Source organism: Amycolatopsis sp. NPDC058278 (genome assembly GCF_042881395.1).
Lineage (GTDB): Bacteria > Actinomycetota > Actinomycetes > Mycobacteriales > Pseudonocardiaceae > Amycolatopsis.
In genome coordinates this window covers 1-10,846 of record NZ_JBHVXZ010000206.1, presented here as the reverse complement: position 1 = coordinate 10,846, position 10,846 = coordinate 1, and the positions used below count along the sequence as shown (strand labels likewise).

11 protein-coding genes are annotated in these 10,846 nt (G+C 73.3%); all 11 read right to left on the bottom strand.

What is annotated here, in order from left to right:
- A partial coding sequence (gene acpS, locus ACFVYA_RS48015) for a holo-ACP synthase (RefSeq protein WP_387055099.1) occupies nt 1–627 on the bottom strand: 627 nt, incomplete at its 3' end.
- The gene (locus ACFVYA_RS48010) at nt 624–1,376 is read right to left on the bottom strand and encodes a hypothetical protein (RefSeq protein WP_387055097.1); all 753 of its coding nucleotides are present in this window, start codon (nt 1,374–1,376) and stop codon (nt 624–626) included. The genes ACFVYA_RS48010 and acpS, both read right to left, overlap by 4 nt.
- Complete coding sequence (locus ACFVYA_RS48005; RefSeq protein ID WP_387055095.1) at nt 1,369–2,520, bottom strand: acyl-CoA dehydrogenase family protein; 1,152 nt, start codon at nt 2,518–2,520, stop codon at nt 1,369–1,371. The genes ACFVYA_RS48010 and ACFVYA_RS48005 overlap by 8 nt, the downstream gene beginning before the upstream one ends.
- Nucleotides 2,517–3,125, bottom strand: a complete 609-nt coding sequence (locus ACFVYA_RS48000) for an acyl-CoA dehydrogenase family protein (RefSeq protein ID WP_387055093.1) — start codon at nt 3,123–3,125, stop codon at nt 2,517–2,519. The genes ACFVYA_RS48005 and ACFVYA_RS48000 overlap by 4 nt, the downstream gene beginning before the upstream one ends.
- Nucleotides 3,122–4,069 carry a 3-oxoacyl-[acyl-carrier-protein] synthase III C-terminal domain-containing protein gene (locus tag ACFVYA_RS47995; protein WP_387055091.1) on the bottom strand — a complete coding sequence of 316 codons (948 nt, stop codon included), beginning with the start codon at nt 4,067–4,069 and terminating at the stop codon, nt 3,122–3,124. The genes ACFVYA_RS48000 and ACFVYA_RS47995 overlap by 4 nt, the downstream gene beginning before the upstream one ends.
- On the bottom strand, nt 4,069–4,932 hold the full coding sequence (locus ACFVYA_RS47990) for a hypothetical protein (protein ID WP_387055089.1): 864 nt from the start codon (nt 4,930–4,932) through the stop codon (nt 4,069–4,071). The genes ACFVYA_RS47995 and ACFVYA_RS47990 overlap by 1 nt, the downstream gene beginning before the upstream one ends.
- 3 nt (nt 4,933–4,935) lie before the next feature.
- Entirely contained in the window at nt 4,936–5,202 is a 267-nt protein-coding gene (locus ACFVYA_RS47985; RefSeq protein ID WP_086848245.1) for an acyl carrier protein, read from the bottom strand.
- Nucleotides 5,199–6,497, bottom strand: a complete 1,299-nt coding sequence (locus ACFVYA_RS47980; protein WP_387055087.1) for a type III PLP-dependent enzyme — start codon at nt 6,495–6,497, stop codon at nt 5,199–5,201. The genes ACFVYA_RS47985 and ACFVYA_RS47980 overlap by 4 nt, the downstream gene beginning before the upstream one ends.
- Nucleotides 6,494–7,837, bottom strand: coding sequence for an ATP-grasp domain-containing protein (locus ACFVYA_RS47975; protein ID WP_387055085.1), 1,344 nt, complete (start codon nt 7,835–7,837; stop codon nt 6,494–6,496). Before ACFVYA_RS47975 ends, ACFVYA_RS47980 begins: the two co-directional genes overlap by 4 nt.
- Nucleotides 7,834–8,793 (bottom strand): ketoacyl-ACP synthase III family protein, encoded by a 960-nt coding sequence (locus ACFVYA_RS47970; protein ID WP_387055083.1) that lies wholly within the window; start codon nt 8,791–8,793, stop codon nt 7,834–7,836. Before ACFVYA_RS47970 ends, ACFVYA_RS47975 begins: the two co-directional genes overlap by 4 nt.
- A gap of 22 nt (nt 8,794–8,815) precedes the next feature.
- Nucleotides 8,816–10,399, bottom strand: a complete 1,584-nt coding sequence (locus ACFVYA_RS47965) for a condensation domain-containing protein (protein ID WP_387055081.1) — start codon at nt 10,397–10,399, stop codon at nt 8,816–8,818.
- Nucleotides 10,400–10,846: the final 447 nt, after the last annotated feature.

Sequence of the window (10,846 nt, the reverse complement as noted above, 5' to 3'; positions counted from 1 at the left end):
GGTCCGCTGCAGATCGGTCATCCGGTAAATACCGGCCTCCGGGATCCGGATGCCGTACCGGTGCTCGATCCGGGCGAGCAGCTCGATCACCACCACCGACGTGACCCCCAGATCGCCCGCGAACGATGTCGCAGTGGCCACCTCGCCGGCGGGGACCGAGAACAGGTCGGCGGCCAGGGCCGCCAGTTCGTCGAAGCGGGCCGGGACGACCGGCACCGCAGGTGCGGCCGCGCGGCGGAACGGGCGGGGTGGCCGGGCGCAGCCCGCCGCCGCCACCGCCACCACCAGGTCCACCTGGTGGCTCAACGTCACCACGATCTCCTCCAGGCCCGCCTCCTCCGCGATCTCCGCCGCGCCGCCCCCCAACGTCACCAGCGGCGCTCCCCAGTCGTCGTTGGTGACCTCGATGTCACGCCAGCGCAGGCCCTGGCCGAAGCCACGGCCCAGCATCTTGCACGTGGCCTCCTTGACGGAAAACCGCCCGGCCAGCCGTTCCAGGGACCGTTCGGCACCCATCCGGGCGGCCTGCTCCAGCTCCACCGGGGTGAAGACCAGCGTCCGGTACCGGGGGTGCGCCGCGACCTCCGCGAACCGCGGGATCGACATCAGGTCCACGCCGATTCTCATCCACTCCGCCCCCCGAGCAAACTCGCCGTGGCGGCCGGGACCAGCCGCAGCGCCGCGACGTCCACGGCGAGCAGTGAAAGCCAGCCCTCGCGCAGCGGCCCGCGCGTGTGCAGCAGCACGCGGTCGCCGTCGGTGACCACGCCTTCGGCCAGCGCCGCGCAGAAGGCCAGCCACGCGTCGCACGGGCCGCGGCCGGTGAACCGGTGGCCGCCCGTCAACGCGGGTTTTCCCTCCCCGCAGCCGGAAACCGCCAGCGGGGAACCGGCTCCGCGCCGCAGGCGGACGCCGACCGCCGCGAACCGCGGGTGGCCGCAGGCCGAGTCGGCGAACAGCGGCTCGTCGCAGATGACCGCCGTCGCCTCGCTCTCGACCGCCCACTCCAGCAGCCCGAAGACGGCCGTGCCGCCGAGCTCGTCGAGGTGGGACAAGCCGATGTCCTCGCCCGCCCAGCCGGTGCGGTGCACCAGCCCGGCCAGCGCGGCCACGTTCGGGTCGCGCAGCGGACCCGACCGCACGAAGAACAGCGGCTGCGGGACGACCGGCGGCCCGAGGGCGGCGAGCACCTGCGCGGTGACGTCGACGTCGTCGTCCTCCGGGATCCGGACCATCAAGCGGGACAACGGGATCCCGGCGGCGGCCAGCCGCTCCGGCGGCACCAGGTCGGCGGCGCCGGGCAACGCCGCCAGCGGCACGTACTCCTCGCGCCGGGCGGCGGCGAACGCGATCGTGTCGATCCCGAGGTCAGGCATCGGCGTCTCCCGCCTGGTACCCCCGCGCCACGTGGAGGCGGTGGATGTTGCCGGTGCCCTCCATGAACTCGAAGGCGTGCACGTCCCGCGTCCACTTCTCCAGCAGCGGGTGCTCGATCAGGCCGGCCGGGCCCAAAGCGGCCGACGCCCAGTGCGCCGTCCCCACCGCCAGGCCGACCGCGCCGAGCTTCGCCGCGCTGGAGAGGTAGCCGCGCTCGGGGTCGCGGTCGATCCGCGCCGCGGCCTCGTACACCAGCTCCCGCCCGGCCTCGGCGCGCGCGAGGGCGAGCTGACCGCCGGGGGCGTTCTTGCGGTGGTCCAGCACGTACTCGACCATCGCCAGCGCGGTGCCCACGGCGGACGCGGCGATCCGCACCCGCATGTGGTTGAACGTCGTGATGGCGGCGAAGATCCCCCGCCGCGTCGCCGGCAGGTGGTCCCCCAGCATCCGGCCCGCGGGCACGGCGACGTCCGAAAAGGACAGCCGGCTGATGTAGGCCCCGCGCAGCCCGATCATGTCGAGCTTTTCGCCGTGCCAGCCGGGTGCCGGGACCTCGACCAGCGCCGCGCGGATCGACAGCGCGCCGCGGCCGGTGCGGCCGAACACCACGCCGACGCTGCCGCGGGCGGCGTTGCCGACGTAGCACTTGCCGCCGTTGAGCCGCCAGCCGTCGCCGTCGCGGTCGCGGTCGCGGTCGAAGCGGGTCTCCATCGCGGTCGCGTCGTTGCCGCGGCTCTCCTCGGTCATCGCGAAGAACGACCAGCGGCGGCCGCCGTGCATCCGGGTGAAGAACCACTCCTGCTGCTCGGGGGTGCCGAGCAGCTCCACGAAGACCCCGGCCAGGCCGGGTGACGGGCAGGCCAGGATCGCCCCGACGTCGCCGCGGGCCAGTTCGATCAGCCCGGCCACGTTCTCCAGGCACGAGCCGCGCTCCATCGCGCGCAGCAACGGCGTCGACGGCAGGGACTCGCGGTACTGCGGCGGCGTGTCGGCCTGCCGCACCATCTCGAACACGGGCGAGCCGTAGTGCTCGTCCATCGCGTCCGGGTCGGTGTCGATGGCCAGGGCCCGCGACCGCAGGTCCACCGCCGCCTCCCGGCTCAGGTCGCGGACCGCGCGGACGCGTTCGCTCAGCTCGATCATGCCGGTTCTCCTTCCGGTTCCCGGTCCACCCAGGTGCCGGCCACCAGGGCCGAGACGTAGAGCGACCGCGCGGGTGAGGTGGCGAGGAAACCCGACGCGCCGAGGTGCTGGGCCACCCGCCAGCCCAGCTCGTCCAGCTCGCGGTGCACGTCGGCGACCGCGACCGGGTGCCGCTGCGAGCGCACCTGGGCGCGCAGCCGTTCCACCGCGGCCATCACGTCGCCGATCGCGCCGGCGATCAGCTGCTTGCGGATCAGCGGTTCGTCGCCGGACGTGCGGTTCGACAGGTGCTCGACGACGTGGTCGAGCACCGAGCGCAGCACCCCCAGCCGGACGGCGGCCAGGTGCCGGCCGAAGTCGGCCAGCTCGTAGGCGTCCCGTTCTTCGCGGGGACGGCCGGGGCAGGCGAGGAAGACGATGTCCTCACGGTCGGCCAGGCTGTGCGTGCGCACTTCGGCGCCTTCGGGCACGGCTCCGGCGGGCACGGCCGCGTACCGGCCGGGGGCCAGCCGGTCGGCCGGGGTGGCGGGCAGGGCGCGCGCGAGTCCGGCGGCAAGGCCGTCGCTGCGCGCGGTCCGCTCGCATTCGAGCAGGCTGGTGGTCACTTCTCCTCCACGACCTCGACGATCACCGACTGGAAGTAGGCGCCCTGGCCCACGGAGACCAGGGCGCAGCGCTGCCCGGGACGCAGCCGGCCGGCCGCGTCGGCGTGCTGCAGGGCGAGCAGCGAGTCCACCCCGAAGTTGTGCCCGCGCTCGGCGACCAGCTCCAGGGGGATCCGGTCGAACGGGAACCCGGACAGCCCGCTGAAGGTGCGCCAGAACATGCGGTTGGACAGGTCCGGCAACACCCAGTCCACATCGGACAGTGTGAGGCCGGCGTCCCGGGCCGCGGCGCCCACGACCGACACGGCCTGCTCGCAGCAGACCTTGCCGAAGAGCGCGAACTCCTCCTTGGTCATGCGCAGGCTGCGGTGGAACCGGGTGTCCCGGGCGGTCGCGCCGCCGAGGTAGCGGTAGCGCGCCGGGCCGCGGGACACCACGAGCGCCGCGGCCGTGTCGCCCGCGACCGTCGTGCCCGGGATGTAGCGGCCGCGGTCGCTCGCGCGGCCCTGGTCGCCGCCGAGCACGAGCACCCGGTCGTCCGGCGCCGCGCCCGGGCGGGCCAGGTAGCGCCGGGCGAGCTCGACCGAGCGCAGCACCGACGTGCAGTTCACGTGCGACACCCCGAAGAACGGGACGCCCGGCAGGGCGAGCGCGTCGCGCAGCCGGTCCGGGAACGTGCCGCACAGGTCGAGCTCGGCGATGAGCAGCGTGTGGCCGTAGAGCACCAGGCTCGCCGGGCCGCCGCCGAGCGCGGTCCGCCCGGCCTCGGCCAGGTGGTCCGCCATCCGCTCGCCCGGCGCGAGCACCGGGCTGTCGCGCAGGCCGTAGATGCGGCCGAACATGCGCCGCTCCAGCGGTTTGGCGCCCGACCGCACGAGCACGTCGTCGACGGCCTCGACGCGGCCGGGCAGCCGCACGGCGACCCGGGACAGCCCCGTGTCCATCAGTGCTCCCTCCCCGGCACGAGCAGGCAGCTGCAGAACGTGCCGCCCGTGGGCTCGAAGTCCGCCAGCAGCACCGGCTCGTCCAGCGGCCAGAGGCGCGCGAGACCCGCCCACACACCGGTGCACCACAGGTCCGGGACCGCTTCGACGCGACCGGCGTACGGGGTGCCCGCGAGCCGCTGGGCGAGTCCGGCGCCGGCCAGCACCCGCACGCCCGGGTGCCGGTAGAGCACGTCGGCCAGCGCGAGGGTGGCGGTGTGCGGCCCGGACTCGTCGAGCCGCACCTCCTCCAGCTCGGTCACGGCGACGTCGCCGGTCGCGCCGGCCCGCAGCAGCACCGCGGCGTCGGGGCGGTGCGTGGCCGGGTGGCCGCTGTCCCACAGCACGGCGTTCTGGTCGAAGACCAGCAGCGCCGCCGAAGCCGCCTCGCCGAGCCGGCACATGCCGTCCAGCAGGCGCAGCGCGGTGAACGCCGCGCCCGGCCCCGGTCCGGCGACCGAGCACGGTTCCGGGTTGCCGGGCAGGCGTCCGGCGAGGTAGCAGCCGGCGACTTCGGAGTGGTACAGGTCGGGCGAGTGGTAGGCGAGCACCACCGCGTCCAGCGGCGGCAGCGGGGTACCCGCGTCCGTCAGCAGGGCCTCGGTCATCTCGATGAACCCGTTGCCGGTGCGGGCCAGGAAGTCCTCCTGGTCCGCCGCGGCACCGAAGGTCTCGACCATGAGCCGGGCCAGTTCCGGGCGCATCCCGAACACCGGCTTGGCGCGTTCGGTGAACACCCGGTGCGTCACGCCGGTCAGGTGCACCCCGACCGGGCGCGGGGGGCTCGCGGCCCGCCCGGGGGGCGCGAGGGTTTGGAGGGACATGGCTCAGACCGCCGCGGCGGACCTGGCGAAGGCCGACTCGATGTAGTCGGTCAGGCTGCCGACCGTGCGGAAGACCTCCGGGCCCAGCTCGTCCGGGTCGATCTCGAGGCCGATCGTGTCCTCGAGGCTCATCAGCAGCTCGATGACGCTGGTGGAGTCGAGCGCCAGGTCCTCGAACAGGCGCAGCTCCGGGGTGACGCCGCCGATCTCCTTGTTGAGCACGGCGGACAGGGCGATCTCCAGGTGGGCGACGATCTCGGTGCGGTTCATCTCGGCTCACTTCCCATGCTGTTGGTGTCGGGCTGGAACAGGTGCTGCTTGCGCAGCAGGTCCGCGGGCTCGTCGCGGTCGCGGACCAGGAAGGCCCGGCCGCCGCGCACGAGCACCTCGGCGGGGAACCCGTGGCTGAGGAACAGCCCGGGCGAGGCCGACGGCCCGTAGGCGCCGGAGTTCAGGACGCCGACCAGGTCGCCGCGGCGCAGGTCGGGCAGTTTCACCTGCTTGAGCAGGGTGTCGTTGGGCGTGCACAGCGGGCCGGTGACGGTCCACGGGCGCGGCTCGACGGTGTCGTCGGTGTCCTCGCCGGCGGCGCGCGGGGTGAGCAGCACGGCCGGGAAGTTGCGCTTGACGAACGAGCCGATGCCGACGGCCGCCATGTGGTGGTGCGTGCCGCCGTCGGCGACCGCGAACCGCTCCCCCATGGACTCCTTGACGTACCGGACGCCGAGCACGTAGACCCCGGCGCGACCGGCCAGGAACCGGCCGGACTCCATGATCAGCCGGGTCGCCGGGTGCGCCCGGTGGAACTGCTCGAGCATCGGGTTGATCTCGGCGGCCACGTCGGCGGCTTCGAGGTCGTCCTCGCCCTCGAAGTAGGCCACGCCGAGGCCGCCGCCGATGTCGACGGCTTCCAGCCGGATCCCGGTCTCCGCGGCGACCCGGTCGGCCAGGTCGAGGGCGTAGCGCGTGTTCTTGCCGATGACCTCGGCGTCGAGGATGCGGGTGCCCATGTAGACCTGGATGCCGGCGACGTCGGCGTGGCGGTACGCCGCGAGCCGCGGTCCGGCGGACAGGACCTGGGCCTCGTCGATGCCGAACTGGCGGGGCTTGCCGCCCATGGTGAGCCGGGAGCCGCTGATCGCGCAGGTCGGGTTGATCCGCAGCAGCACCCGCTGCCGCTTCCCGAGCTCGGCGCCGAGCCGTTCGATGTCGTCGAGTTCGTCGAAGGACTCGCAAACGATCGCGTAGACGCCGGTGTCCAGGCACGCCCGCAGTTCCTGCTCGCTCTTGCCGGGGCCGAGGAAGACGATGTCGTCCGGCCGCGCACCGGCCTCGAGCACGGTCTGCAGCTCCACGATGGACGAAACCTCGGCCCGCGCGCCGCCGCCGTGCAGGGCGGCGAAGACGCTGATGTTCGGGTTCGCCTTGAGGGAGTAGAACACCTCCAGTGCGGGGTGCAGCACCGCGCGCAGGCCGGTGATGGTGGCGTGCAGGACGTCGCCGTCGTAGACGTACAGCGGTGTGCCGAAGCGCTCGGCCAGGTCCTGGTAGTCGATGTCGGTCATGCCTCGTTCCCTGCCATTTCCGCGAGGCGGCGCTCGGCCTCGGTCCGGACGGCGAGGGCCTCCTCGGCCGAGTCCCCGACGCAGATCGCGTAGAGACGGCCGTGGAAGGAGCCCTCGCCGGTGGCCGCGGCGTTGAGCGTCGCGAAGTTGTTGACCAGCACGCCGGTGTCGCCGGCGCCGGTGAAGAACAGGTCGCCGAGCGCGCTTTCGACCTCCGCGAAGGTGTGGGTGCGCTGCAGCTTCAGCGAGAAGGTCGCGGCGATGGCGTGCCGGCCCTCGGGGATGAACTTCTCGGCGATCCGGCTCTGGTAGGTCGACATGTTGAACCGGGCGTTGATCTCCAGGCACGGGTAGAGCGTGCCGTCCGCGGCCAGCATCGCGTCGACGCCGACCATCCCGAAGAACCCTTCGTCGTGCAGCGCGCGCCCGATCTTCTCGACGGCTTCGGCGAGCTCGCGGGCCGCGACGGGCGGCAGCTCCACCGGGAAGCGGTGGCCCTGGTGCACGCCGCTGCGCAGCACGGCGGCCTTGACCGTTTCGAACCGGACGCCGCCGGTCCGGGAGACGACGAACTGGTAGTTGAGGTCCTGGGCGTGCTCGATCCAGGACTCGACGACCAGGTTCGCGGGCGCGTCGGCACCGCGGCGTTCGATCAGGCGCAGCAGGCGGTTCGCGCCGCGCTCGTCCTCGACGACGACCATGCCGCGCCCGGAGACGCCGAGCGACTCCTTCACCACGACCCGGCCGCCCGGCGCCAGCTGCGCGGTGAGGGCGTCCCGCAGCTCGCCGACCGTGTGCACCACCCGGCCGGGCACCTGGCGCAGGCCGAGCGCGTCGACCAGGCCGCGGCTGAACACCTTGCCGTTGACCGCCTTGCAGATCTGCGCGGTCGAGCCGGCCAGCGGCAGCCCGGATTCCTTCGCCAGGGCCTCTTCCGACGCCGAGATGCCCAGCGGCATCAGGTAGGTGTTGCCGTCGGCCAGCTCCCGCAGCTTGCCGAGCAGTTCCGGCGAGTTCAGGGCGTCTTCGGTCACCATCGCGTCCGGGTCGTTGTGCTCGGCGATCAGCGTCGAGCCGTCGGCCGCGCCGATCCGCGCGAGGTAGCCGGCGAACGCGGGGTCCATGGGCGCCTTCAGCACCACCAGGTCGCCCTCGCCGGCGAGCAGCGCGCCCATCTCTTCCATGCGGTTGACGGTGGCCCCCGCGAACGAGATGCCGGCGCCGGGCAGTTTCGGCTCGCCCACCGCCCAGCTGCGCTCCACCTCGAAGTTGTTGACGAAGACGAACCGCGCCCCGGCGTCGCCGGTGAGGTCCTTCTTCAGCCGTGCCACGAAATTCATCCCTGGTTCCCTTCTCCGATCTCGACGACGGCCGCCGCGAAGGTCGCCCCGAGGCCGGCCGAAGCCAGCAGCACGAGGTCCCCCGGATCGACCCGCCCGTCCGCGCGCGCCGCCGCCAGGTTGATGAACGGGTCGGAGCTGTAGCAGTGGGCGTACTTCCCGACGTTGTCGAGGAACACGCGGTCCCGCGGCACGCCGAGCGCGCCCGTGATGCGTTTCCAGGACAGCTTGTTGACGTTGTGCGGCAGGATGGCGGCGAGGTCCGCGGCGGCGACCCTGGCGTCGTCGAGGGCGTCCTGCATCACCTGGGCCAGGGCCTCCGGGTAGACGTGCTTGTACTGCAGCTGGAGGGTTTCGTCGCAGTCGATGCCCCGGTAGAACCGGCCCAGCACGGTCAGCGCCCGTCCGAGGACGCGGTCGCCGCGCGGGTCCGGGCCGAGCAGCACCGCGGCGGCGCCGTCGCCCTGGATCGTCGTGTCGCGGATCAGCCGGGCCTCGTGCATCAGCACCTTGTCGCCGGTCAGCACGAGCACGCGGTCGCCCGGCGCCGCGGTGGCCAGCAGCGACCGCGCCACGTGCAGGGCGTGGATCCCGACCACGCAGTTGAGGTGCGAGAGGCTGAACGCGGTCGCGCGGTGCAGCCGCAGCCGCGTCCGCACGTCTTCCAGGAGGCCGGGCGTGGCCACGGCGACGTGCTGCATGGTGTGCGCGTGGACCAGGAACCGCACCGAGTCGCGGTCGGTCCCGGCGAGCACGCGCTCCCCCGCGCCCGCCAGCAGGTCGGCCAGCTCCAGGCCGTCCGCGACGGCGACGCGGTCGAGACCCAGGAAACGGGTGAAGAAGCGCAGCTGCGTCGCGTCGAGGCCGAGCGGGCCGGCCAGCTCCGCGACCGGCAGGCTCGTCTCCGGCACGAACGACGCCACCCGTTCCAGGCGGGGTGCTTCGAGCAGGGACATGGTTTCCTCCTCTTCGTCCGGCTCAGCCGCGGGCCGGCACGAGTTCGTGCGCGAGCGCGGACAAGGGGCGGGCGGTGGTGAACGGGACGAGCGCGGCCGACCAGCCGCGCTCGTGCAGGGCCTCCACCACGCGGGGCAGGCGCAGCACGCGTCCGCCCGCGCCGGTGTAGCTGCGGGCCGGGTCGACCTCGCCGAGGCCGTTGACCTCGGCCACGACCTCGGTGAGGACGCGTTCGGCGGGGGCGGGCGTCAGGAAGACCGGATCGGGACCCGCTCCGGTCTGCCGCGGCGGCGGCGGGGGGAAGCCGATGAGCGCGGCGGCCTCGCTGACGCGCAGGTCGGTGCCGGGGTCACGGTGGGCCTCGACGAGCCGGGCATAGCCGCGCAGGAACCGTTCGACGGCGCCGGCGTCCATCACCGCGTCCAGTGCCTGCAGGGCCAGCGTGATGCCGTCGGCCCATTCGTAGACGCGCAGGTAGCTGTCCGAGCCGGCTCGCGCCCAGTCGGCGGGGGCCGCGTTGACCGCGTACCGGTCGCGTTTGGTGCGGCACGAGCGCGGCCCGTTGTCGAGGAAGTTCAGCTCGGCGACCACACGGACGCCCTCCTCGGCCATCAGCTCGTACACGCGGTCGTAGGGCACGTGGGCGTGCGTCATCGCCTGGCTCACGCGGGTGGCGGACGCCTTGACCACGGCCGAAAAGAGCGGATCGCCGTCGAGGTCGGCGAGCACCGGGGTCGGATAGGACAGGCACGTGACGGCGCCGCCGAAGCCGCTGGCGTCGCGCTGGCTGGTGTACATCCGGTGCGCGACCAGGGTTTCCCCGGTGTAGGCGGCGAGCGTGACGGCATAGGCGGCGAGGTGCACGGCCGAGGGCCACACGTGCTCGCGGGCCGCGATCGCCCGGGCGGCCGACAGCAGCGACGGGACGGTGAAGGAAGCGCTGTGCGCGGCCTCGGAGGTCCTGCGGCGCGCCGAAAAGACGTCCGCGGGGAGCTTCTTCACGATGTCGCGCCAGTGTCCCAGCGCGGGTTCGAGGTCAGCCTCGGTGCGGCTCTCCTCGAAGCGGGCGAGGTCCACCGGCTGGTGGTCGACCGGGTCCAGCACCGCAGGGCGGCCCTCGGTGCGCGCGGCCAGGAGCTCGTCGAGCTCGGCGGCCAGGCGGTCGAGGGCGACGTCGTCGAAGGCGAGGTGGTTGAAGACCAGGTGCAGCCTGACCAGGCGGCCGCCGGTGGTGACCACGCAGGCTCGTAGCGGCCACTCGCGGGCCAGGTCGAACGGGGTACGGGTGAGGCGCGCGATGACGTCCACGGCGTCCTCCGTGGTCGCCTCGGTGACCGGCTGCGGCGCCGGCGGCTGCACGATCTGGCGCGGCCAGGCACGCCCGTCCGCCGCGGTGCCGGTCAGGTCGTAGACCGTGCGCAGGACTTCGTGCCGGCGCACCAGGTGCGTCAGCGCGGTGCGGACCGCCGCGACCGTGCAGCCCCGGGGCAGCGGGTAGCTGGTGCCGATGTGCGCCTCGTGCCGGGACGGCGCCGGCACCCGCAGGTACCGCAGCAGGTGGTGGTGCTGTCCCCAGCAGAGGTTCGCGCTCTTCGCCTCGGGCATCCGGGGCCTCCAACCGTGAATCGTCGTACGCCGATGGTGGGCGGTGCGCGGCGCAAATGGTTAGCCCCTGGCGGTGACACGTTCTCCGTGGCACGAACATGACACCGCGTGGTGCGGAGTTTTCCTTGACCCGCAAGGGTTCGTCGGTGAATCTGGGTTGGCCCCGCCGGAACGCAGGAATCGCGGACCGAATCCGCGGGGAAATCCCAACAATGGAATGAGGAGCACCCATGTCGAAGGAAGCCTCGAAGGTCGCCAGCAAGGTCGCGTCGAAGGTCGCCAGCAAGGAGGCCTCCAAGGAGGCGTCCAAGGAAGCCTCGAAGGTCGCGTCCAAGGAGGCCTGACCTCGCGGCGGGAGGGCGGCGCACCCGCGCCGCCGTCTCGCCGATCACGCGGAGCCACCGCGGGCGCGGCACCGCCGCCGGCACACGCCGGGCGGTGCCGTTC